Annotated in this window: 25 protein-coding genes and 1 tRNA gene; 9 read left to right on the forward strand and 17 right to left on the reverse strand. The window is 73.6% G+C overall.

Going from position 1 to position 22,406, the window contains the following annotated elements; genetic code table 11:
• Window positions 1-18: 18 nt before the first annotated feature.
• Genes MICAU_RS05850 through MICAU_RS05875 form a run of 6 tightly spaced genes read right to left on the reverse strand, consistent with a single transcriptional unit; the run spans window position 19 to window position 6,234 of the window.
• Complete coding sequence (locus MICAU_RS05850; RefSeq protein ID WP_013284371.1) at window positions 19-858, reverse strand: glycosyltransferase; 840 nt, start codon at window positions 856-858, stop codon at window positions 19-21.
• Window positions 858-1,775 (reverse strand): glycosyltransferase family 2 protein, encoded by a 918-nt coding sequence (locus tag MICAU_RS05855; protein WP_013284372.1) that lies wholly within the window; start codon window positions 1,773-1,775, stop codon window positions 858-860. The genes MICAU_RS05850 and MICAU_RS05855 overlap by 1 nt, the downstream gene beginning before the upstream one ends.
• On the reverse strand, window positions 1,772-3,106 hold the full coding sequence (locus MICAU_RS05860; protein WP_013284373.1) for a hypothetical protein: 1,335 nt from the start codon (window positions 3,104-3,106) through the stop codon (window positions 1,772-1,774). The genes MICAU_RS05855 and MICAU_RS05860 overlap by 4 nt, the downstream gene beginning before the upstream one ends.
• Window positions 3,093-4,187 carry a glycosyltransferase family 4 protein gene (locus MICAU_RS05865; protein WP_013284374.1) on the reverse strand — a complete coding sequence of 365 codons (1,095 nt, stop codon included), beginning with the start codon at window positions 4,185-4,187 and terminating at the stop codon, window positions 3,093-3,095. The genes MICAU_RS05860 and MICAU_RS05865 overlap by 14 nt, the downstream gene beginning before the upstream one ends.
• Window positions 4,184-5,017 (reverse strand): glycosyltransferase, encoded by an 834-nt coding sequence (locus MICAU_RS05870; protein WP_235437481.1) that lies wholly within the window; start codon window positions 5,015-5,017, stop codon window positions 4,184-4,186. Before MICAU_RS05870 ends, MICAU_RS05865 begins: the two co-directional genes overlap by 4 nt.
• 20 nt (window positions 5,018-5,037) lie before the next feature.
• Window positions 5,038-6,234: a polysaccharide biosynthesis protein gene (locus MICAU_RS05875; RefSeq protein WP_230651303.1), complete on the reverse strand. Its 1,197-nt coding sequence runs from the start codon at window positions 6,232-6,234 to the stop codon at window positions 5,038-5,040.
• Window positions 6,235-6,407: 173 nt separating this feature from the next.
• Here MICAU_RS05875 and MICAU_RS05880 point away from each other — a divergent pair, with 173 nt between their 5' ends.
• On the forward strand, window positions 6,408-7,145 hold the full coding sequence (locus tag MICAU_RS05880) for a YveK family protein (protein WP_013284377.1): 738 nt from the start codon (window positions 6,408-6,410) through the stop codon (window positions 7,143-7,145).
• On the opposite strand, the gene rfbC is transcribed toward MICAU_RS05880, so the two are convergent.
• Both rfbC and rfbA read right to left on the reverse strand, forming a co-directional pair.
• The gene (gene rfbC / locus MICAU_RS05885; RefSeq protein ID WP_013284378.1) at window positions 7,091-7,699 is read right to left on the reverse strand and encodes a dTDP-4-dehydrorhamnose 3,5-epimerase; all 609 of its coding nucleotides are present in this window, start codon (window positions 7,697-7,699) and stop codon (window positions 7,091-7,093) included. The genes MICAU_RS05880 and rfbC overlap by 55 nt on opposite strands.
• The gene (gene rfbA, locus MICAU_RS05890) at window positions 7,696-8,583 is read right to left on the reverse strand and encodes a glucose-1-phosphate thymidylyltransferase RfbA (protein ID WP_013284379.1); all 888 of its coding nucleotides are present in this window, start codon (window positions 8,581-8,583) and stop codon (window positions 7,696-7,698) included. Before rfbA ends, rfbC begins: the two co-directional genes overlap by 4 nt.
• An 86-nt stretch (window positions 8,584-8,669) precedes the next feature.
• Between rfbA and rfbB the strand changes: the two genes are divergently transcribed.
• Both rfbB and rfbD read left to right on the forward strand, forming a co-directional pair.
• Window positions 8,670-9,671, forward strand: coding sequence for a dTDP-glucose 4,6-dehydratase (rfbB, locus tag MICAU_RS05895; protein ID WP_013284380.1), 1,002 nt, complete (start codon window positions 8,670-8,672; stop codon window positions 9,669-9,671).
• Complete coding sequence (gene rfbD / locus MICAU_RS05900; protein WP_013284381.1) at window positions 9,668-10,534, forward strand: dTDP-4-dehydrorhamnose reductase; 867 nt, start codon at window positions 9,668-9,670, stop codon at window positions 10,532-10,534. Before rfbB ends, rfbD begins: the two co-directional genes overlap by 4 nt.
• Here the strand turns inward: rfbD and MICAU_RS05905 are convergent.
• Both MICAU_RS05905 and MICAU_RS05910 read right to left on the reverse strand, forming a co-directional pair.
• A complete protein-coding gene (locus MICAU_RS05905) occupies window positions 10,531-11,985 on the reverse strand; it encodes a sugar transferase (protein WP_013284382.1) in 1,455 nt (484 codons plus the stop codon). The two genes, rfbD and MICAU_RS05905, sit on opposite strands and share 4 nt — an antisense overlap.
• A gap of 109 nt (window positions 11,986-12,094) precedes the next feature.
• Entirely contained in the window at window positions 12,095-13,162 is a 1,068-nt protein-coding gene (locus tag MICAU_RS05910; protein ID WP_013284383.1) for an LCP family protein, read from the reverse strand.
• Between the two features lie 165 nt (window positions 13,163-13,327).
• On the opposite strand from MICAU_RS05910, the gene MICAU_RS05915 reads away from it, so the two are divergent.
• Both MICAU_RS05915 and MICAU_RS05920 read left to right on the forward strand, forming a co-directional pair.
• Window positions 13,328-13,627 (forward strand): hypothetical protein, encoded by a 300-nt coding sequence (locus MICAU_RS05915; protein WP_013284384.1) that lies wholly within the window; start codon window positions 13,328-13,330, stop codon window positions 13,625-13,627.
• Window positions 13,628-13,681: 54 nt separating this feature from the next.
• Window positions 13,682-14,653, forward strand: a complete 972-nt coding sequence (locus MICAU_RS05920) for an expansin EXLX1 family cellulose-binding protein (protein ID WP_013284385.1) — start codon at window positions 13,682-13,684, stop codon at window positions 14,651-14,653.
• Window positions 14,654-14,894: 241 nt separating this feature from the next.
• On the opposite strand, the gene MICAU_RS05925 is transcribed toward MICAU_RS05920, so the two are convergent.
• From MICAU_RS05925 to bcp, 3 genes are all read right to left on the reverse strand, one after another.
• The gene (locus MICAU_RS05925; RefSeq protein ID WP_013284386.1) at window positions 14,895-15,422 is read right to left on the reverse strand and encodes a GNAT family N-acetyltransferase; all 528 of its coding nucleotides are present in this window, start codon (window positions 15,420-15,422) and stop codon (window positions 14,895-14,897) included.
• Window positions 15,423-15,486: 64 nt separating this feature from the next.
• Window positions 15,487-15,572: transfer RNA gene (locus MICAU_RS05930), tRNA-Leu, on the reverse strand.
• A gap of 77 nt (window positions 15,573-15,649) precedes the next feature.
• Window positions 15,650-16,120 carry a thioredoxin-dependent thiol peroxidase gene (bcp, locus tag MICAU_RS05935; RefSeq protein ID WP_013284387.1) on the reverse strand — a complete coding sequence of 157 codons (471 nt, stop codon included), beginning with the start codon at window positions 16,118-16,120 and terminating at the stop codon, window positions 15,650-15,652.
• A 123-nt stretch (window positions 16,121-16,243) separates the two neighbouring features.
• Between bcp and MICAU_RS05940 the strand changes: the two genes are divergently transcribed.
• The 4 genes from MICAU_RS05940 to MICAU_RS05955 are packed head-to-tail and all read left to right on the forward strand — an operon-like array spanning window position 16,244 to window position 18,928.
• A complete protein-coding gene (locus tag MICAU_RS05940) occupies window positions 16,244-16,963 on the forward strand; it encodes an energy-coupling factor ABC transporter permease (protein ID WP_041798831.1) in 720 nt (239 codons plus the stop codon).
• A complete protein-coding gene (locus tag MICAU_RS05945; protein WP_013284389.1) occupies window positions 16,960-17,397 on the forward strand; it encodes a PDGLE domain-containing protein in 438 nt (145 codons plus the stop codon). The genes MICAU_RS05940 and MICAU_RS05945 overlap by 4 nt, the downstream gene beginning before the upstream one ends.
• A 2-nt stretch (window positions 17,398-17,399) precedes the next feature.
• A complete protein-coding gene (gene cbiQ / locus MICAU_RS05950; RefSeq protein ID WP_013284390.1) occupies window positions 17,400-18,170 on the forward strand; it encodes a cobalt ECF transporter T component CbiQ in 771 nt (256 codons plus the stop codon).
• A complete protein-coding gene (locus MICAU_RS05955; RefSeq protein WP_013284391.1) occupies window positions 18,167-18,928 on the forward strand; it encodes an energy-coupling factor ABC transporter ATP-binding protein in 762 nt (253 codons plus the stop codon). Before cbiQ ends, MICAU_RS05955 begins: the two co-directional genes overlap by 4 nt.
• Window positions 18,929-19,415: 487 nt before the next feature.
• On the opposite strand, the gene MICAU_RS05960 is transcribed toward MICAU_RS05955, so the two are convergent.
• The 4 genes from MICAU_RS05960 to MICAU_RS05975 are packed head-to-tail and all read right to left on the reverse strand — an operon-like array spanning window position 19,416 to window position 22,352.
• A complete protein-coding gene (locus MICAU_RS05960) occupies window positions 19,416-20,504 on the reverse strand; it encodes a hypothetical protein (RefSeq protein ID WP_013284392.1) in 1,089 nt (362 codons plus the stop codon).
• Window positions 20,501-21,217, reverse strand: coding sequence for a thioredoxin domain-containing protein (locus tag MICAU_RS05965; protein WP_013284393.1), 717 nt, complete (start codon window positions 21,215-21,217; stop codon window positions 20,501-20,503). The genes MICAU_RS05960 and MICAU_RS05965 overlap by 4 nt, the downstream gene beginning before the upstream one ends.
• Window positions 21,210-21,734: a MauE/DoxX family redox-associated membrane protein gene (locus MICAU_RS05970; RefSeq protein WP_013284394.1), complete on the reverse strand. Its 525-nt coding sequence runs from the start codon at window positions 21,732-21,734 to the stop codon at window positions 21,210-21,212. Before MICAU_RS05970 ends, MICAU_RS05965 begins: the two co-directional genes overlap by 8 nt.
• 30 nt (window positions 21,735-21,764) lie before the next feature.
• Complete coding sequence (locus MICAU_RS05975) at window positions 21,765-22,352, reverse strand: sigma-70 family RNA polymerase sigma factor (RefSeq protein ID WP_013284395.1); 588 nt, start codon at window positions 22,350-22,352, stop codon at window positions 21,765-21,767.
• Window positions 22,353-22,406: the final 54 nt, after the last annotated feature.

The raw sequence follows: 22,406 nt of genomic DNA on the forward strand, positions 1-22,406 counted from the left end.
CCCCGCGACCGGCTTCGATCACTGGCCGGCGCGGTCCGGCGTGGACGGAGTGGCGGAGACCGCCGTGCCGACCAGCCCGGCGGCCCGGCGGTGCCGGCGTGCCGGTCGCGGCAGGCCGACCAGGAACTCCGGGAACATGCCGAAGAACGTCCGGGCGCTGCGCAGCTCCAGCGTGTGCGCCCGGGACCAGCGCACCGAGTTGGTCGCGCGCGCCCAGTGGTGGGTCCACCGCACGTCACCGAGCACCGCCACCGGCATCCCGTTCCGCCAGGCGCGCAGCCCCAGCTCGTGATCCTCGTAGTAGAGGAAGAACCGCTCGTTCCATCCGCCCAGCTCGGTGACGTCGGCGGTCCGGCCGGCCACCGCCGCGCCCATCACCCAGGCCACGTGGCGCGTCTCGCCGGGCGCGGCCACCAGCCGGTACGCGGCGTGCAGCCGGGACAGCGGCCACACCTTCCGGTTGCCGAGTTTCGCCGTCGCGTACGGGAAGCCGCGCCCGTTGGCCTGCGGTGTGCCGTCGGTGCCGAGCAGTTGCGGCGCGACCAGTCCGCCGTGCGTGTCCAGGTGCCGGGCCAGCACGTCCAGGTCGTCCGGGCGCACCTCCAGGTCCGGGTTGGCGAACAGCACGTACCGGCCGGTCGCCTCGCGCAACGCGACGTTGTTGGCGCGGGAGAAACCGACGTTCTCCGGCAGCCGGATCACCCGCGCGCCCAGCTCCTCGGCGACCGCCGCCGAGTCGTCGGCCGAGGCGTTGTCGACCACCAGCCACTCGTACGGCTTCGGACCGCGCCAGCAGCGGCGCAGCGTGTCCGCCGAGTGGTAGCTGACAGTCACCACTGTCCACGGCTGTGCCGTCATCACGCCCTCCGAGCGGTCAGGTAGCCGAGCAGGGACGCGAACCCGAACCGCGGCCCGGTCCAGCGGCGGCGGGCCGCCGGCCCCTCCACGAGCCCGCGTCCGATGCCGCGCAGGAACGGGCGCAGCAGGCCCTGCCGGATCCGCCGGGCGGCGAGCGCGAGGTGTGCGAGCGCCAGCACCGGCACGGCCACGAGCAGCAGCGGCCAGGTGAACGTGCGGGACGCGACCAGCAGCCGGTTGCGGGCCAGCAGGAACGCCCGGAACCCCTGCAACCGGTCGTCGCCGTCCACGCTGTGGCCGCCCGCGTGCGGCAGGACCACGTCCAGCCCGCGCGTGCGCAGCCCGGAGGCGTAGAGCCGGAACGCCAGGTCGGCGTCCTCGCCCCAGGCGAACAGGTGCTCGTCGAAGCCGCCGAAGCGCCGGTACAGCGCGGCCGGGAAGACCGCCGCGCCGCCGGACGGGCCGAGCGGGGCACGACTCGCCGTGGACCGCCTGTCGATGAACAGCGACACCGGGTTCAGGTCGATGCCCACGTACTCGCCGCCGCGCATGGCGAGGCCGACAGCGAGCGGGGCGTCCGGGTCGGCGGCGACGGCGGCGCAGATCCGGGCCAGCGCGTCGTCCGGCAGCCACACGTCCGGGTTCAGCAGCAGCAGGTGACTCGTGGTGACCGTCGCCGCCCCCCGGTTGCAGCCGGCCGCGAAACCCGGGTTGGTGGAGTCGGGCAGGTACGCGTACCGGTCGGCCGGCAGGTGCCCGGCGATCACCTCGGCGCACCCGTCGGAGGGCCAGTTGTCCGCGAAGACGAACCGGACCGGCAGGTCACCGGCGCTGCGGACCCAGGTCGGCAACGTCTCGGCGAGCATGCCGGCGGACCGGTAGAGGACGGTGACCACTGTGAGCCCGTCGAACGTCATGCCGTGCTCCTGCCCAGCCGGTGCAGCACCCAGAGGCCGGGCACCAGGCTCAGCCAGGTCGGATAGATCAGCGGATACAGCTCGTAGACGCCGAACAGCGCGAAGTAGACGACGAACGCCCGCGCCAGTTGCCCGGCCGGCGCCCGGGAGAACTCGAACCACCGTTCGGTCGCGCCCACCGCCAGCCCCAGCGCGGCCAGGAAGAACACTGCGCCCAGTGGGCCGTAGTCGAGCAGCGGGATGGCCACGAACGTCGCGGTGTTCATCAGGTACGGCTGGCTGAGCTGGGACGTCAGGCCGTACAGGTCCGCCTTGCCGACGATCGGCTCGACCCGGGAGCCGAGGAACGTCAGCGAGTACGTGCCGTACCGGGGTTCCAGGTGCTCCCGCTGCGACCACACCCGCCCGAACGTCTCGGTGGACGAACTCAGCGACAGGTCGAGCGATCCGGCGCTGCTGGTCAGCGCGTTGCTGCCGTAGCGGGCCCGGAACTCGGTCTCGAACGCGCCGGTGCCGGCCATGGTGCGCTGCCCGCCGAGGAACACCGCCGCGCCGAGCGCCACCGCGCCGATCAGCAGCACCACAGGCGTCCGCGCGGCCAGGAACGACGCGGCCCGTCCCCGGGTACGCCGGACCGACAGCGCCGCGATCAGCGCGGGCGCGATGCCCACCAGCACCGAGTTCTTGCTCGCGCCGAGCGCGGCGCCGACGGTGAAGACAGCGGTGAGCGCGTAGTAGACAGGCAGCGCCCGGCCGCGCGCGGACAACGCGCGCAGCAGCGAGACGGCCATGCCGAGCGTCCACGCCTCGGACAGCAGTCCGATGATCAGGTTCGACTGCTCGCGCAGCACCTGCCGGGCGGCGTCCGGGTTGTCGGCGAGCAGCGGCGGCACAGTGCCCCGGAACCGGATCGCCGCGGTCACCACCGCGACGCCGAGCAGCACGAGCAGGTACGTCAGCAGGCGCCGCTCGGACGGCCAGGACAGCGCCGGGCGGGACCGGTCGCCGTCCTCGTCCCGCCTGTCGATCAGCCGCCGGCCCACCGCCCAGGCCAGCAGGAAGACCGTGACGTAACCGGCGAGCACCGGCAGCACCCCGCGACCGGCCCAGGAGTCGTACGGGCCTGGTAACACCCGTACGGCCAGCAGTGCGGCGGTCCAGACGGCGGCGCAGGCGGCGAGCGCCCACATCCGCAGGCGCGCGGCGAACAGCGTGCCGACCGCCAGCGCGAGCGCGACGGCGAACCCGGCGTCGAGCGTGGCCAGCAGCAGGGCCGCGCCGAGCGCGAACGGGATCCCGACCGACCAGAGGCGTCGCTCAGCGGGTGCCACGGGCGACCGTCCGGTACAGGTCGTGCCAGTCGTCCACGCATCCGTCGAACGAGTGCCGGTCGGCGTACTGCCGGGCCAGCTCGCGTCGCCGCTCGTCCCACGCGGCCGGGTCGGTGGCCGTCCGCACGGCGGCGGCCAGTGCCGGCGGCGTCAGGTCCGCCCGGTACGCGAGCACGCCGTCACCGGCGGCTGTCACCTCGGTCAGGCCGCCCGCGCCCGAGTGCACCACCGGCACACCCAGCGACATCGCCTCCAGCGCGCTGCGCCCGAACGCCTCCACCCGGGACGGCACCAGCAGGCAGTGCAGCCGTTGCAGGAACGGCGCGGCGTCGACCCGGCCGACCAGGTGCAGGTTCGGCCGCTCCTCGACGTCGACGGTGCCCGCGCCGGCGACCAGGAACTCCACGTCCGGCAGCGCGGCGGCGACGTCCCCGAGCAGGTCGGCGCCCTTTTCCCGTTCCAGCCGGCCGAGGAAGCCGACCCGCACCGGGCCGTCCGGTGCGAGACCACCGCTGTCGGTCACCTGCGGCCAGATGGCCGGCAGCGGATTCGGGATCACCCGCACGTCGCGGATCCGCCCGCGTACCCGGAGCTCGTGGGCCTCGAAGCCGGAGACCGCGACCGTCGCGTGCGGCCGCAGCCGCCGGAACATCAGGTCGGTGCTGATGTTGGCCTGCACCGCGGCCTTCGCGCGCAGCGTCTCCGCCGTGTCGCGGTACTGCCAGAGGCTGTTGTGCAGCGTCACCACCAGGGGCGTGCGGCGGCCCCGCACGCCCAGGCCGGCGCGGGCGTGCATCGCGGCGGAGAGCAGGTGCGCGCTCACCACGTCCGGCCGCAGCTCCTCGACGAGGGCGCGGATGCCGCGCGCGTACCCCAGGTCCACCCGCTTGGCCGCGCCCAGCGGACGCCACGGCACGCCCGCGTCCCGCAACGCCGCCGCCACCTCGTCCTCAGGGGTGGCGGCGACCACGTCGACGCCGCGAGCAGCGAGCGCGGGCAGCATCTCGATCAGGAAGCGCTCGGCGCCGCCGAGCTGCCGCCGCCCCGACCCGCCGGTGGTGCAGACGAACAGCACCCTCATCGGACGCCCATGCCTTCCAGGGCGCCGCGGGCGATCGCCCGCCGCGCCGCCCCGCCGCCCACCGCCGCCCGGGCGAGCACCCCCAGCGTGTACGCGGAGCACGCCACAGTGCCCCGCCATCCGGCCAGTTCACGGCTGGCCCGGATGAACTCGCGGGTCTGCCGGCGGGAGATCTCCTCGGCCGCCCACCGGCGCTTCGCGCTCGCGTCGTCCTCGTGGGTGACGACGGCGTCCGGCAGGTACGCCAGGCGCAGCCCGAGCCGGCGCACCGCCCAGCACAGCCGCAGGTCCTCGGAGTAGAAGAACGACGACTCGTCCACGCCGCCGATCCGGTCCAGCGTCTCCCGCCGGATCGCCACGAACGGCCCGGAGAGCCAGTCACCACGCTCCGGCGGGGCCACGATCCGCAGCCTCGGGAACACCAGGCTGAGCCCGGTGGCGTGCGCGACGCCGGTGCCCACTGTGAGGAAGCGGCCGGCGGCGGTCTGGTCATGGCCGGTCGCGTCCAGCACCTTCGGGAACGCCGCGCCCACAGCCGGGTCGTCCAACTCGGCCACCAGCCGCTCGATCGCGCCGGGCCGCACCAGGATGTCGTTGTTGGACAGCACCACCCGGGACCGGGTGCTGTGCCGGACACCGAGGTTCATGCCCTTGGCGTAGCCGAGGTTCGTCTCCGAGCGCACGTACCGGGCACCGGTCTCGGCGCACATGGCCCGCAGCCTGTCGCTGATCTCGGCGGCGCTGCCGTTGTCCACCACGACGGCTTCCACACCCTCTGGGAGCGAGCGGACGCAGCCGTCGGTGCGCTCGAAGTCTTCCCAGGTCAACACGACGATTGAGACGTCCACCGCTAGGCCATCCGATTGACGAGGAGGTGCGTGGACCGCTGGAGTCGCTGCCGGGTGCGCAACGCGTAGACGCCGTAGGCGACAGACGACGCGACCGCGGCGCCGAGCGCGCCGGCCCACGGGATGAGCAGAACGTACAGCACCACCGACACCGACATGGTGACGAGGGCCACGGCGGTGGTGGCCTGCTCGCCCGCGCGCTTGAGCAGCGCCGCGCTCCACGTCTTGCCGGCCGACAGCGCCAGCGTCCCCGGTAGCAGGAGAAGCCCGAAGATCCAGGCGTCGTGGTAGTCGGGCGCCAGCACGCCGAGTACCGCCAGGCCGATCACGGCGAGCGCGGCGATCGGCAGCGCCGAGCGCACGACCTCGCGGCCGTGGTCGCCGATCGCGTCCGGGTCACGCTCGGCCAGGATCCGCTGCGCCCGTACCACCGCGCCGGACTGGGCGAACTCCAGCGCCGCCACCGCCAGCGCGAACACGCCGAGCGCGCCCGCGCCGGCGAACCGGGCCACCAGAACCTGACTCAGCCGGTACGTCAGCATCTGCGCGCACACCCCGACGTGCAGCCGGCCCACCGCGAGCAGGTCGGCGCGGTACTCCGTGCGCCCCGCCGTCGCCGCCGGCACCGGCCCGAACCGCCGCGCCCAGCCCAGCACCGCCACCCCGAGCACCGTCGCGGTGGCGACCTGCACGCCAAGCCAGAGCACGCTCCACAGGCCACCGTCGAGCCGGTGGCCCAGCCAGAGCAGCCCGTACCCGGCCACCAGCACCGCGCCGCCGAGTGCCCGCATGGTGTAGACGAACCAGAACCGCTTGAGGCGCAGGCCGAGCGACGCAGCCGCGTTGAACACGGTGAGCGCGCAGCCCGCACCGATGCCGACCGGGTGGCTGCCCAGCCCGGCCAGCGTGGTCAGCAGCGCCGCGGCCAGCGCGGTCAGGCCGAGCGAGACGGTGAGGATGCCGGCGATCCACAGACGGCCGCGCGACATGATCCAGCCGGCCGGACGGGACAGCAGGAACGTGTCCACTGACAGGCCGCCGAGTGCCGCGCCCACAGTGGCGCTCACCATGTTCGCCGCGAGTTCACCGCGTTCCGCAGCCGGCAACGTGACCGACACCAGCGCGGCGAGCCCGGTCAGGCCCAGGGCGGCCAGATAGAGACGCTCGGGGGAGACGATCCGCCGGACCCGGCCTAACACCCGGCGCCCAGGCGCCGGCGCCGGCCGCGAGCCGGCCACGCGGAATCCACTCGTCTTCCCCCAAGATGCGCGGATGTGTGCGGGCCTGTTCTACCCGACATGAGCGCCGTTGCGCAACGGACCCGGCGGGCGGGTACGCCCGCAACGGCCCGCCGCCGGTAGGGTGACGCGTCGTGGACCTCGCCCACTTCCGCGACACGATCGGCAGGCGGTGGCCGATCGTGCTGGCGCTGACACTGCTGTGCGGCGCGTTCACCGGGGTCCTCGCCGAACGGCGGCCGCCGGTCTACCGGGCCGAGACCCAGATGGTCGTCACGTTCGCCGCCGAGAAGTCGGCCGCGCCCCAGCCCCGCCCGCCGGCCGACGAGGCGGGCCGGTTGATGCAGCGGCGGGTCAAGACGTACGCCACCATGATGAACACGCCCCGGCTGACCCGCCCGGTGATCGACTCGCTCGGACTGCCGTACACCACCGACGACCTGGCCGGGCGCGTCGTCGCCTCGTCCACAGTGAACTCGCTGGCGATCGACGTGGCGGTCACCGACCGGTCCGCCGGCACCGCCGCCGCGCTCGCCGCCGCGCTCGTCGCCGAACTGCAACGGATCGCCGAGCGCGACCTGCCGCCCGCCGGGCTCGGCCTCAAGGCCCACGTCGCAGTGGTCCGGGCCGCCGCGCCGCCGCCGCGTTCCGAGCCGGTGCGGTGGCAGTGGTACGCCCTCGGCGGTGCGCTCGGCGGTCTGGCGCTCGGGGTCGGCATCGCGCTGGTGCTCGGCTACCGCCGGGCCGGCACTCCGGTGAGCGCGGACGTGCGGGCGCTCTGGGCGACGACGGTGCGCCGTCCGGCCGGGGTGCCGGGTCAGACCGACGGCCGGGTCGCCGACGCTTCGGTGAAGGAGCGGCAGGCGTCGTAGCCGGGCAGCAGACCCGCGGCGCGCGCCTCGGCCAGGCGTGGCGCTGCCGCGTCCCGCTCGGACAGCAGCGGCGTCGCCGCCGGCCAGTCGATCCCGAGGTCCGGATCCAGCGGGTGCACCGTGTGCTCGGCCGCCGGGTTGTACGTGGCGGAGCAGAGGTAGCTGAGCGTCGCGTCGTCGGTGAGCGCGCAGAACCCGTGCCCCAGCCCTTCGGTCAGGTAGACGGCCCGCCGGTCGGTGTCGTCGAGGCGTACCGCCTCCCACCGGCCGTACGTCGGCGAGCCGGCCCGCACGTCCACCACCACGTCCAGCACCGCCCCGCGTACGCAGGTGACGTACTTGGCCTGGCCGGGCGGTACGTCGGCGAAGTGGATGCCGCGCACCACGCCCCGCGCCGAGACGGACAGGTTGGCCTGCGCCAGCCGCAGCGGACGGCCGACCGCCTCGGCGAGCCGGTCGAAGCGGTACCACTCCAGGAACAGGCCCCGCGCGTCGCCGTGCCGGCGCGGGGTCACCTCCCAGGCGCCCTCGATGCTCAGCGGACGGATCTTCACGACGCGCTCCCCGAACCGGACCGCTCGGCCAGCAGGCCCAGCAGGTATTCACCGTAACCGCTACGCGTCAGCGGATGGGCCAGCATCCGCAGCCGCTCGTCGTCGATCAGCCCGGACCGCCAGGCGACCTCCTCGACACAACCGATCTTCATGCCCTGGCGCTCCTCGATCACCCGGACGAACTCGGCGGCCTGCATCATCGACGTGAACGTGCCGGTGTCCAGCCAGGCGGTGCCCCGGTCGAGGACCGTCACCGTCAGTTCGCCCCACGCCCGGTACGTCTCGTTGATCGCGGTGATCTCCAGCTCGCCCCGGGCGCTCGGCGTCAGCTTGCGGGCGATGTCGACCACCCGGTTGTCGTAGAAGTAGAGGCCCGGCACCGCGTACCGGGACCGGGGACGGGCCGGCTTCTCCTCGATCGACAGCACCCGGCCGGCGTCGTCGAACTCGACCACGCCGTAGTCCTGCGGGTTCGCGACCGGGTACGCGAAGACCCGCCCACCGGCCGGTTCGCCGTGCTGCGCGAGCTGCCGTCCGAGCCCGACACCGTGGAAGATGTTGTCGCCGAGGATCAGCGCCACCGCCTCCTCGCCGACGAAGTCGGCGCCGAGCAGGAACGCCTGCGCGATGCCCTCCGGGCGGGGCTGCTCGGCGTACGTCAGGCGCAGGCCCCACTGGCTGCCGTCGCCGAGCAGCCGCTCGAACTGGGTGCGGTCCTCCGGTGTGGTCACCACCAGGATCTCCCGCACCCCGGCCATCACCAGAGTGGAGAGCGGGTAGTAGACCATCGGCTTGTCGAACACCGGCATCAGTTGCTTCGAGACGGCCCGGGTGATCGGCCAGAGCCGGGATCCGGTGCCACCGGCGAGAAGGATTCCGCGCACCCGCGGAGACTACCCGCGGCGCCGCCGCCCCCGTGGCCCGTCGACGTCCCGCCCGGGCTGCCGGTACGGCGTAGACTCCACCATCCGTGAGGATCCTCGTCACCGGCGGCGCCGGCTTCATCGGGTCGGAGTACGTGCGGATGCTGCTGGGCGTGCCCGGCGGCGACGCGTCCGGGGTGCCGGTCGAGGACCCGGCCGCGCTGACCGTGCTGGACAAGCTCACCTACTCCGGCAACCTGGCGAACCTGGCACCGGTACGCGACGACCCCCGGCTGCGCTTCGTCCGCGGCGACATCTGCGATCCGGCGCTGGTCGACGAGGTGGTGCCGGGCCACGACGTGATCGTCCACTTCGCCGCCGAGTCGCACGTGGACCGTTCGATAACCGGCGCGGCCCCGTTCGTCACCACGAACGTGCTCGGCACCCAGACGCTGCTGGACGCCGCGCTGCGGCACGGCATCAGCCGGTTCGTGCACGTCTCGACCGACGAGGTGTACGGCTCGATCGACTCCGGCTCGTGGACGGAGGACTGGCCGCTGGCGCCGAACTCGCCGTACTCCGCGTCGAAGGCCGGGTCGGACCTGCTGGCGCTGTCCTACCACCGCACCCACGGCCTGGACGTCGTGGTGACCCGCTGCTCCAACAACTACGGGCCGTACCAGTTCCCGGAGAAGGTCGTCCCGCTGTTCGTGACCAACCTGCTCGACGGCGGCACCGTCCCGCTCTACGGCGACGGCGGCAACGTCCGGGACTGGCTGCACGTGCACGACCACTGCCGGGGCGTGGCGATGGTGCAGGAGAAGGGGCGGGCCGGCGAGGTCTACCACATCGGCGGCGGCACCGAGCTGACCAACCGGCAGCTCACCGAGCGGCTCCTGGCAACGTGCGGCGCGGGCTGGGACCGGGTCGTGCCGGTCACCGACCGCAAGGGCCACGACCGCCGCTACTCGCTGGACATCGGCAAGATCAGTAGCGAGCTGGGGTACGCCCCGAGCATCGACCTCGACCGGGGCCTGGCCGAGACGGTCCGCTGGTACCGGGACAACCGGGCCTGGTGGGAGCCGTTGAAGACGGCCGGCCCCGAATGACCCGGATCCTGGTCACCGGCGCGGGCGGGATGCTCGGGCGGGACCTGCTCGCCGTGCTGCGGACCCGGCCGGACCTGTCCGTCACCGCCGCCGGCCGCGCCGACCTCGACGTCACCGACGCGCACGCGGTCCGGGACGCGGTGGGCGGCCACGACGTGGTGCTCAACGCCGCCGCGTGGACCGACGTGGACGGAGCCGAGACCCGCGAGCGGGACGCCACAGCCGTGAACGGCGACGCGGTCGCCGCGCTGGCCCACGCCTGTGCCGGGTCCGGCGCGCGCCTCGTGCACGTCTCCACCGACTACGTGTTCGCAGGCGACGCCACCGAGCCGTACCCGGAGGACGCCCCGACCGGCCCGGTGAACGCGTACGGGCGCAGCAAGCTCGCCGGGGAGCGGGCGGTGGCCCGGCTGCTGCCGGAGACCGGGTACGTGGTGCGTACCGCCTGGCTCTACGCCACCCACGGGCACAACTTCGTCACCACCATGCTGCGGCTGGCAGCCGAACGCGACCGGCTCGACGTGGTGGACGACCAGCGCGGCCAGCCCACCTGGTCGTACCGGTTCGCGGAGCGTCTCGTGGCGCTCGCCGACGCGGCGCTCGCCGGCGACGCGGCACCCGGGACGTACCACGGCACCGCCGCCGGCGAGACCACCTGGTACGGCCTGGCCCGCGCCGTCTTCGCCCTGCGCGGTCTCGACCCGGACCGGGTCCGGCCGACGACGAGCGACCGCTTCCCGCGCCCGGCGCCGCGCCCCCGGTACGGCGTGCTGGCGCACGGCCGCTGGTCGGCGGCGAAGCTGCCGCCGCCGGGCCACTGGCGGGCGGACCTGGCGCAGGCGCTGACCGGCGACCGCGGCTAGCGGCCGCCGCCCCGGATGACCTCGGTGACGGTACGCAGCACGATCTTGATGTCGAGCCAGAGCGACCAGTTCTCGACGTAGTAGTTGTCGAACCGCGCCCGGTCCGAGATCGGCGTGTCCCCGCGCAGCCCGCTGACCTGAGCGAGCCCGGTGAGTCCGACCGGTACGCGGTGCCGCATCGCGTACCTCGGGTATTCCATGGAGAACTTCTCCACGAAGTACGGCCGCTCCGGCCGGGGCCCCACCACGCTCATCTCGCCGCGCAGGATGTTCCACAGCTGCGGCAGCTCGTCCAGCGAGGTCCGCCGCATGAACCGCCCGATCGGGCCGACCCGCTCGTCGTGCGCGATCGACCAGGTGGTCTGCGACTCGAGCTCGTCGGCCGGGCGCATCGACCGGAACTTGATCACGTGGAACGGCTTGCCGTACCGGCCGATGCGCTCCTGACGGAAGAACACGCCCCGGCCGCCGTCGAGGAACGTGGCGACGACGCAGAGCAGCAGCAGCGGGCTCAGCACCAGCAGGGCGGTCACCGCGAACACCACGTCGGAGGCGCGCTTGAGCCGCCACCGGGGACCGGTGAGCGTGGTGTCGCCGATCTTGACGATCGGGATGGCGCCGATGTGGTCCGGATAGCCGCCCTGCGACCGCGACCCCCACAGGCGCGGCACCGCCCACAGGTCACAGCGCGAACTGGCCGGACGCAGCAGCGACTCCATCAGGTCGGCCTCGGAGCAGTCCGGGTCCGCGATGACCAGGACCTCGCACTCCAGCATCTCGGCGAGCTTCTCCAGGTCGTCGATCGTGCCGATGAGCGGCAACGCGCCGATCCGCGGCCGCGACGGGGCGTCGACGGCGCCGACGAACCGCAGCCCGTACTGCGGGTAGCGCCGCAGCAGCCGGGCCAGCTCGCCGCCGATCGGCCCGCCGCCGATGACTATGGCGTTGTGCTCCACCCACCGGCGCTTGCGGGCCAGCAGGATGAGCCGGCTGTTCAGCGCCCGCCCGACGATCACCAGGCCGGCGGAGAGCGCGACGCCGCGCATGAACCCGCTGACGTACGGCACCGAGTCGTGCCGCAGCGCTGCGATGATCGCCCCCACCGCGCCGGAGGCCAGCAACCGGCCGCCGAGGCTCGGCAGTTCGTCCAGGATGCTGATGTGCCGGCGCGGCCGGTAGAGCCCGCCCGCGGCGAACAGGCCCACGGTGAGCGCGGCGTTGAACAACGTGCCACGCCAGTAGTTCTGGGTCAGCAGCAGCGGCGTGAGCAGCGCCGCGACGTCGATGGGCGCGGTCACCATCCAGGCCCGCAACCATCGGGTACGCGTCGATGCCCGCGACCCCGCGTACGGCAGCACCGTGGTCGTGTCCATGCCGCTGTCCATCGGCCTGTTCATGGCCACACCGGACGGCGGCGCAGACGGATGCTCGAACGCCGGCAGGCGTGGCATGGTCGATCCTCCCCCGTGACGCCGCCGGCCCGGATACAGAGACCGACGGCGATCGCAGGATACGAGCGACCCCGCCCCGCCGCCAGCACCGGCATGGCAGATCGACGTCCTACTTTCCGCTGATGGCGAGGATCTCGGGGACCGAGTCGCGGCGCACCGCGTCGAACAGCGTCTTCGAGCGCGCCGGATCGGGGAACACGACGCTCTCGCTGCCGACCCGGCCGGTGCCCTTGACCGGGCAGGTGAAGAACGTCAGGTTGCCGCCGCGCAGGCCCCGCATCTCCATCGCCAGATCCACCAGCGACAGTGACTTGTCGACGGCCACCGAGTCGGACGTGGCACGGACGAACGAGTTGAGCTTGGCCGGGTTGGTCATCACACCGCCCGAGGCGGCCTTGTCCAGGATTGCCTTGATCACCTGCTGCTGGTGCCGGATCCGCGCGAAGTCGCCGTCCGGGAAGGCGTGCCGCTCCCGCGCGTAGTCCAGCGCGGCGGCCCCGTCCATCGTCTGCCGGCCCTTCTCGAAGGTCCGCGTGCCGATCAGCGAGTACTTCGTGGTGAAGCCCTTCTCCACGTCGATCTCGACACCGCCGAGCGCGTCGATGATCTCCTTGAAGCCGGCGAAGTCGACCATCGCCACGTTGTCCACCCGTACGCCGCTGAACTTCTCCACCGTCTGCACCATCAGCGGCACACCGCCCCAGGCGTACGCGGCATTGATCTTCGCGTCGCGACCGCCGCGGCCCTCCTTCGACTTCGGGACGGCCGTCCAGGTGTCGCGGGGGATCGAGATGAGCTGGGCGCTCGACCGGTCCTTCGGCAGGTGGGCCAGGATGATCGTGTCGCTGCGCGAGCCGCCGGTGCTCTCCGGGTCGCGGGAGTCACTGCCCAGGATCATGATGTTCATGGCACCCTTGGCCTCGACCTGAGGGCGCGACTCCTCCGGCACGCCCTCGAAGGCGTCGACCCGCTCGATCGACTTGTCGACCGAGCGGTAGTAGAGGCCGCCGGCCAGGGCGGTGCCGCCGCTCAGCAGCACCACCACCAGCAGCACGATCAGGGCGATCCGCCGGCCCCGGCGGCGCCGGGGCCGCTCCTCCTCCGCGGGCCCGCCCGGCTCCACATCGGAGCCCTGCGCGCGCGGGTCGGAATCGGTGAGCTGGTGGCGATCTGACATGCCGCGATGCTACTGAGTCACGTCGTACCGTGTGGACCCGCGCCCGGACGGTGACGCCCCGGCGGCGCGGGACCGCCGCGACGAGGTGGCCGGTTCCGGGCCTTGCCGCCGGGCGGCCGCCGGATCGATGATGGTGAGGAATGCCACATCGACCGAGGAGTCGAGATGCAGGTTGTCCACCAACCGCGGGTGGCGTGGGACGCCGCCCGGGTCATCGGCGGGGCGATCCACGACGAGCACCTGTTCGGCTGGCTGCGCGGCGAACTCGGCGCCCTGATGGGCCCCGCGGCGGCGGTGGCCCTGGACGAGACCCGTGACCGGGTCCGCTGGGCCGGCGACGCCCGGCTGCCGGTCGAGACCGGCGTCTGGCGGGTCCGCCTGGAGGACTCGCTGCGGCAGGACCCCGACCTCGCCGGCGGGCTGGCCGGTGTCGTCTCCACCGCCCGTACGCTGCGCCCGGTTTAGCTTTCGCTTAGCTCGCTTGTCCGGTGGCACGCCGGTCCGGCAGCATCGACCGGCGTGACCGACGGCACCGCACCCCACCCGCCGACAGCCGGCGACCCGCCCGGACCCGCCGCCCCGGACGGTCGTCGCCGCGCCGCCACGCGCCGTCGCCGCCTGGCCGCCGCCGGTCTGGTCACAGTCGCCGCCGCGGTCGCGGTGACCCTCGCGGTACGCGGAGGCGCCGCCCCCGCCTGCGCCGCCCCGCCCGTCGGCGGCGCGACGCACAGCGGCAAGGCCACCTTCTACGACTCCGAGGGCGCCGGCGGCAACTGCTCCCGGCCCGCTGCGCCCGCCGACCGGATGTACGTCGCGCTCGGCCCGAGCGAGTACGCCTCCGGCGCCTCCTGCGGCGGCTTCCTCGACGTCACCGGCCCACGCGGCACCGTCCGGGTGCTGGTGATGGACCAGTGCCCGGAGTGCGCGCCCGGTCACCTCGACCTCTCCGCCGAGGCGTTCGCCCGGATCGCCGACCCGGTACAGGGGGTGGTGAAGGTCAGCTACCGCGCGGTGGTGAACCCGAGGCTGTCCGGCCCGCTCACCTTCCGCATGAAGGAGGGCTCGTCGCAGTGGTGGTTCGCCGTCCTGGTCGGTGACCACGGCAACCCGTTGCGCTCGGTCGAGGTGCGGCAGAACGGCTCGTGGCGGGCGGCGCAGCGGCAGGACTACAACTACTGGCTGATCGCGTCCGGGGCCGGTCCCGGCCCGTACGAGATCCGGGTCACCGACGTGTACGGCCACCGCGCGACAGCAACTGGTATCCGGATGCTCCCCGGCCAGGTGCAGCGCAGCAAGACGCGCATGTACGGCGCCGATCCCGCCACCCCCAGACCCACCCCGAAGAAGCCGACCCCCACACCCAGGACCCCCACCCCCAGCCCTCCGACCTTCCTCACGCCGTCGCCCACCCCCGACGCCCCCACCTCAGCCGCAACGGAACCCCTGGTGCAGGCAGCCGCCGCCCCTCCCACCCAGGCGCCCTGCTCCTGACCCGCCCAGGGCTCCTGCCGAGCCCTCAGCTCGCCGATCTTGCACTTGTGGCCCCGCTGTTGCCGCCTACGCACCTTTCGCCCGGGCCGCAACCGCAAGATCGCCGAGGGCGGGCGAGCGGGCGCCTCGCGACCAGCCCACAGCGCTGATCTTGCACTTGTGGCCCTCGACCTGACCTGGATGCGGCTTTTGCGGGGGCGGAAAGTGCAAGATCGACGGGGCAGGGCGGGGCGGGGGCGGGTCAGGGGGCGGTGGGGAGGTCGAGCCACATGAGGATCTCGTCACGGGCGTCGGTGGGGGACAGGCGCAGCGCGGCGGGGAGGCGGCCGATCTCGCGGTAGCCGAGGCGCTTGTAGAAGCCGTCCAGGCCCAGGCCGTCGCGGACCGTCACGTGCAGCGCCGCCAGGCCGAGCCCTCGGGCGATCCGTTCGGCCTCGCGCATCAGCGCCGCGCCGTGGCCGCGTCCCTGCGTGTCCGGGTGCACCATGACGCGCTTGAGCACCCGCCAGTGCGTCTTGAGGTGGAACCGGTTGTCGGCGATGACCAGCACCGCGACCAGCTTCTCGCCCTCGTAGCCGGCGAGCAGCCGGTCCGGCCCGTCCGCCACCTCGTCGAGTGTCGAGGTGGCGAGCGGGCGTACCTCGTCCGCGGTCACCGGGGCGACGAAGCCGACGGCGCCGCCGGCGTTCGTCACGTCCACCCAGAGCGCGATGATCTGTTCGCGCAGCTCGGGGGTCAGGTCGGGGTCGAGTACGAAACGCAGGTCCACGACGCCATCCTGCGCGTGGCGACGCGGCCCGGACCCGCGTTCGTGATGCGGGTGACACCGCTGATGGTGCGGGAGGGGGGTTTCGAACCCCCACGTCCTCTCGGACACAGGCTCCTAAGGCCTGCGCGTCTGCCGTTCCGCCACTCCCGCCGACCCGCTGAGTTTAGAGTGTCGCGCCGGAGCCGTGTGTACTCCGGGCCGCGACCGGGGCGCGCCGCGCGACGACCTCAGTCGAGGCCGAGGTCCCGGCGCAGCTTGGCGACGTGGCCGGTGGCCCGCACGTTGTAGAACGCCTGCTCGATCTTGCCGTCCTCGTCCACCACGAACGTCGAGCGGATCACGCCGGTGACCGTGCGGCCGTACATCTGCTTCTCGCCGAACGCGCCGTACGCGGTCAGCACCGCCTTGTCCTCGTCGGAGACCAGCGGGAACGTGATGGCGTCCCGGTCGCGGAACTTGGCGAGTTTCGCGGGCTTGTCCGGCGAGATGCCCACCACCTCGTAGCCGGCGGCCTGGAGGGAGACGAGCGAGTCCCGGAAGTCACACGCCTGCTTCGTGCAGCCGGGCGTCATGGCGGCCGGGTACGCGTACAGGATGACCTTGCGGCCGCGCAGGCCGGACAGGGACAGCGTGCCGCCGTCGTCGGTGGGGAGGGTGAACTCGGGGGCGGGGTCGCCGGGCTTGAGGCGGTCGGTCATGGCGGTGACGATACCGCCGGGCCGGTGCGGTGGGCGGGCGGCGACGCGCGGGCGCGGTGACGGCCATCATGAGGTTGTTGCCAGATATTGGCAACAGTGCCTTCCTGGAAATACGCTGAGCCCGTGGACACCCTGGCGATGCACATCTCCAACGGGATCATCAACGGTCCGGTCGCCGCGATCTTCGCGGCTCTCGCCCTCGCCGCGCTCGCGTTCTGCGTGATGCGGGGCCGCGCCGACCTCGACGACCGGCTGGCCCCGATGGCCGGGCTGGTGGCGGCGTTCATCTTCGCCGTGCAGATGCTCAACTTCCCGATCTTCACCGCCGGGGTCAGTGGTCACCTGCTCGGCGGCGCGCTGGCCGCGCTGCTCGTCGGCCCGTGGGTCGGCGCGCTCTGCGTCGCCGTGGTGCTCATCGTGCAGGCGCTGGTCTTCGGTGACGGCGGGGTGGCGATGCTCGGCCTCAACATCACCAACATGGCGCTGCTCGGCACCGCCGCCGCGTACCTGCTGATCGCGCTCCTGCTGCGCGTACTGCCGCGTACCCCGGCCGGGCTGGCGGTCACCGCGTTCGTGTCCGCGCTGGTCAGCGTGGTGGTCGCGTCCCAGGGCTTCGTCCTCCAGTACTGGCTGGGCGGCACCACCGACCTCGGCGGCAACCTCACCGGCCTGGCCGGCACCATGGCCTTCGCCCACCTGCTCATCGGCATCGGCGAGGGCCTGATCACCGCGACCACGGTGGTCACCGTCGCGAAGGTCCGGCCCGACCTGGTGTACGCGCTGCGCGCCCTCAAGCCGGTCACGCCGGCTCCCGCCGTCCCGGTCGCCGGAGGTGCCCGATGAGCAAGCGTCACTGGCCGTTCCTGCTCGGCGGCCTGCTGGTGGCCCTGGTGCTGGCCGGCGTGGTCAGCAACTACGCCTCCTCGCACCCGGACGGCCTCGACTCGTCGCTGCTCAAGGGCTGCACTGTGAACGCCGACGACGAGATCACCGGCGGCAGCTGCCCGGCCCAGCAGGCCAAGGACCACGAGCTGGCGGACAGCCCGCTGGCCGACTACGGCGTACGCGGGATCGGCAACGACTTCCTGTCCACCGGCCTGTCCGGCGTCCTCGGTGTGCTGCTCACCTTCGCGCTCGGCGGCGGCCTGTTCTGGCTGGCCCGCCGCCGCGGCCCCGCCACGCCCGCCGCGCCCGCCGGCCCCGCCGCGCCTGACACGACCACCGCGAGCGCCGACCCGGTGGACGACGCAGCGACCCCGTCCACCGGCACCCGCTGACCATGGGCGCCGGGCACGCGCACGTCCTCTACCGCGAGTCCGGCTCGCCGGTGCACCGCCTCCCGCCGGAGGTGAAGATCGCCGCGATGGTGCTGTTCACAGTCGCGGTGGTGGCGACGCCCCGGGAGGCGTACTGGGCCTTCGGCGGCTACGCGCTCCTGGTCGCCGTGGTGGCCGCGCTGGCCCGGGTCGGCCCGCGCTGGCTGCTCAGCCGGGCGCTGATCGAGCTGCCGTTCGTGCTGTTCGCGTTCGCCCTGCCGTTCCTCGGGGCGGGGGAACGGGTCGAGGTGGCAGGGCTCGCCCTGTCCGTGGACGGGCTGCACGGCGCGTTCAACATCCTGGCGAAGGGCACGCTCGGCGTACTCGCGTCGCTCCTGCTGGCGGCGACCACGACGACGCGTGACCTGCTGCTCGGCCTGGACCGGCTGCGGTGCCCGCAGATCCTCACCCAGATCGCCACGTTCATGCTGCGCTACCTGGAGGTGCTCGTCGGCGAGGCCCGCCGGATGCGGGTGGCGCGGGTGTCGCGCGGCGACGACCCGCGGTTCCTGTGGCAGTTGCGCGGCTTCGCGGCCGGCGTCGGCGCGCTGTTCCTGCGCGCGTTCGAGCGCGGCGAGCGGGTCTACCTGGCGATGCTCTCCCGTGGCTACACCGGCCGGATGCCGGCGGTGTGGCAGGGGGCCGGCGCGGCCACCGCCGGCCAGTGGGCGGCCGCCGCGACGGTGCCGGCGATCGCGGCCACCATCGCCGCCGTCGCGCTCGTCCTGCAATGATCGGGTACGTGCAGCAGCAGCCCTCCCTCGACGTCAACGGCGTCCGGTACGCGTACCCGGACGGTCACGTCGCCCTGCACGGCGTGGACCTGACCGTGCCGCGCGGCGATCGGGTGGCGCTGCTCGGACCCAACGGCGCCGGCAAGACCACGCTCGTGCTGCACCTCAACGGCATCCTCACCCCGACCGAGGGCACGGTGACCGTCGGCGGCCTGACGGTCAGCCGGGACCGGGACACGCTGGCCGAGGTACGCCGCCGCGTCGGCATCGTCTTCCAGGACCCGGACGACCAGCTGTTCCTGCCCACAGTCGCCGAGGACGTGGCGTTCGGCCCGGCCAACCTGGGCCTGCGCGGGGCGGAGCTGGCCGCCCGGGTCGACGAGGCGCTCGCCGCGGTCGGCATGAGCGAGCACCGGGACCGCGCGCCGCACCACCTGTCGTTCGGGCAGCGGCGCCGGGTGGCGGTGGCGACGGTGCTGGCGATGCGCCCGGAGATCCTGGTGCTGGACGAGCCGTCGTCGAACCTCGACCCGGCCGCCCGGCGGGAACTGGCGGAGATCCTGCGCGCCCTGCCGGTGACGCTGCTCATGGTCACCCACGACCTGCCGTACGCGGCCGAGCTGTGCCCCCGCTCGGTGATCCTGGACGGCGGCCGCATCGTCGCCGACGCTCCCACCGCGGACCTCCTGTCCGACGAGGCACTGCTGACCGCCCACCGCTTGGAGCTCCCCTACGGCTTCGCCCCCCGCCCAACCTGACCCGGCCCTCGTCCCTCTCGCCCTTCCCGCCCTCCTCCGCCGCGATCTTGCACTTTCCGTCCGCGTATTTCGGGGCAAAAGCCGCACGCGCGGGGCGGCAACTGCAAGATCACGTCGCCCAGGGGTGAGTGCGGCGGGAGTGGAACGTGATGGGTGTGTCGGGGGCGTTTTGACACCCGTGGTGTTCCACTCGGGCGTGCCCGGCGCTCGCAGCGCTCGGTGATCTTGCCGTTGCGGCCCCGGAGATGTCGTGAACGCCGTGGATGCCGGGGCGGAAGGTGCGAGATCGCGGTGTTTGGGGGTGGGTGGGCGGAGGTTCCTCGTTCGGCTGGCTGCTGTGGCGAGCGCCTCCCGTTATGCGAGATTGGCGTTCCGCATGGTGGGAGCGGTGGAGATCTTGGTAGGAAAGGGCCCTTATAGGGGCCGTTTGGTACCAAGATCTCGCCGAGGGCGGGGCGGGGCGGGGCGGGGCGGGGCGGGGCGGGGGTCAGGGCACGGGGGTTGGGTGGGGGGTGGGGCGGGCTGCTCTTGCGGCTGTGCGCAGGCGCAGTAGGCCCGCCGCCACCGCGCCGGCGCCTGTCGCCAGGCCGACCACCACGAGCACCCGGACCAGCACGGCCGGGCCGGCGGCCGGGGGGATCGCGCGGGACAGCGCGGCCAGGTTCGTCGCCCCGGCGAACAGCGTGAGGCAGGCGCCGGCGAGCGCCAGCACGAAGTCGGCGGCCGGGCGGCGGGCCAGCGCGTACCCGCCCGCGGCGAGCGCGCCGAGCCCGGTGAGCAGCGTCCACACCTGGCCGGTGACCAGTTCGGCGAGCGTTCCGCCGACGCCGGGGGTGCCGGTGTCCAGCGCGCGGGCGACTGTGAGCGCCACTGTCGCCGCGCCGCCCAGGGCGAGCAGGGCGCCGACCGCGCGCAGCGCCCGCACCCCGGCGGCGGTGCCACCGGGCGCCAGCCCGGCCGCGCCGATCAGCAGGAAGCCCAGCGTGGCGGCCACCCACCAGGGGTACGGGTCGGGCGGCGGCACCCAGTCCAGCGTGCCGCGTACGGCTCCGGTGGTGTCACCGGCGCGCAGCGGCACCGCCCAGTCGCGTACCCGGTGCTCCCGGTCCGGGTCGGCGGCGACGGCGGCCGGCGGAGCCTCCTCCCGCCACAGCGTGCGCTGGTCGTGCCAGCGGGCGGTGGGGCCGTCGTCGATCCGCCGCCAGTCGGGCGCGGCGGCCGGGTTCGCCTCGGCCGGCAGCCGGGTCTCCCCGGCCAGCGTCCGGTTCAGGTACGAGGCGGGGGAGCGGGTGTTCTCGTACACGCCGCCCGGGCCGATGCGCAGGTACGGCTCACCGGAGTAGCCGAGCACTGTGACCTCGGCGCCGGTGTCGTTCGTCAGCTCCAGCCGCGCGCCGGCCTCCACCATGCGCGCGGTGAGCCCGGGGCGGTCGGGGTCGACGCCGCTGATCGTGGCGCGGTAGTCGGTGCCGTCGGGCGCGTCCGCGCCGTGCGCGGCGGCCGGCGCGGCGAGCGTGAGCAGTGCGGTGGCCGCGACGACGAGCACCAGCGCGGCCCGGCGCAGGGGTGCGATCACTTGCCGGCCGCCTCCACCGCCGACTTGATCCCCTCGGGGCTGCGGTCCTGGAGCTCACTGCCGTTGACCTTGATGGTCGGGGTGTCGGTCACGCCGGACTTGCTCGCCTCGTCGGTGACGTGCTCGGTCCACGACCGGTACGTGCCGTCGGAGACGCAGGAGGCGAACTCGTCCCGGTTCAGCCCGACGCCCGCGCCGATGTCGACGAGTTCGTCGTTGCTGAGCCCGGCGCCGCCCTCCGGCGGCTGCTTGGCGAAGAGCTGGTCGGTGAACTCGCGGAACTTGCCGCCCTGCGCGGCGCAGCCGGAGGCGGCCGAGGAGCGGGTGGAGTATTCAGTGGTGGAGAAGCGGTTGAGGAACGCGACCGGGTGGAACACCAGCTTGGCCTTGCCCTCGCTGACGAGCTGGTTGAGCGTCTCGCCGTTGATCTGCTGGAACTGCTTGCAGGCCGGGCAGAGGTAGTCCTCGTACAGGTCGATGGTGACCGGTCCGGTGCCGAGCACGATGCCGGTGCCGGCGTTGTTGGCCCCGGGCGGGGCGGTGAACTCGTCGGACTTCTGGCTGGAGTGCACCGCCCAGCCGATGCCACCGGCGATGACGAGCACCAGCACCGCGGCGATCGAGGTCCAGAGCGTCCGCTTGCGCCGCTTCTCCCGGGCGATCTGCTCGCGTACGACCCGGGCCGCGTCCTTGCGCCCCTTGCGACTACTCATCGGTGTCCTCCACGGTGTCGTCGCCCGCCAGCCACCCGTCCACGGAGAACGGGGTGCGGGGCCAGATCAGCAGGAACCCGGCGAGTACCAGGAACCCGAGGTCCCGGAGGATCTCCGGGAGGTAGCTGGGCGTCTGGCCGGCGGCGAGCTGCCCGCCGCTGCCGAAACACCCGCAGTCGATGGCCAGGCCACGGGCCCAGGCCGAGGCGATGCCGGCGATGAAGACCACGAGCAGTGCCGCTGACACGCCGGCGCTGATCCGGGTGGCGAGCCCGGCGAGCAGCAGGACGCCCAGGGCCAGCTCGACGAACGGCAGCGCCGCGCCGATCACAGTGGCCACGTCGTACGGCATCACCTGGTACGCGTTCACGGCCCGGCCCGAGGCGGCCAGGTCACCGACCTTGGTGCCGCCGGCGATCAGCCACACGGCTGCCAGTCCGAGGCGGGCCGCGACGCCGAGCCAGGGCCGCAGGGCCTGCCAGCGGCCGGCCCGGGAGGGGGAGGGGGTCACAGTCATTCGTCGTCCGAGCGCCACGAAAGGTTCCCGCTATCCGGCCAGTGTGTCGCCGACGGCGTCGACCAGTTCGTCGCGGGCGCGGGCGACCCGGGAGCGGATGGTGCCCACCGGCACCCCCTCCACGTCGGCGGCCTCGGCGTACGACAGGCCGAGCAGCTGGGTGAGCACGAACGCGGAGCGCCGCTCGGCTGGTAGCCGGCGGACCAGGTCGGTGGCGCCGAGCTGGCCGGCCGGGTCCGGGTAGGGGCGGTCGGTGGCGGCCTGGGCGGCGAGCCGCGCGTCGAGCCGGCGGCGGCGCACGACTGTGCGCAGGTGGTCGGCGCAGGCCCGCCGGGCGATGCCGAGCAGCCAGGTACGCACGCTGGAGCGCCCCTCGAAGCCGGACAGCGCCCGGAACGCCCGCAGGTACGTCTCCTGGGTCAGGTCGTCCGCGCTGTCCGGGTCGACGAGCGCGGCGGCGAAGCGCCACACCTCGGCCTGGGTGGCCCGGACGAAGGCGGCCTGCGCGTCGCGGTTCCCGTCGCGGGCGGCCAGCGCCCAGCCGGTGGCCGCGTCCCGGGCAGCGTCGGGCGCCGACTCGGGGCGGTCGGCGGCGGTGTCGCGCGGGCCGGGGATCACGTCACCCGAGGTTACGCGGCGTACCTGGAGGGGACAGGGTCCTTCGACCCATTC

The organism is Micromonospora aurantiaca ATCC 27029, assembly GCF_000145235.1.
Classification (GTDB): Bacteria; Actinomycetota; Actinomycetes; order Mycobacteriales; family Micromonosporaceae; genus Micromonospora; species Micromonospora aurantiaca.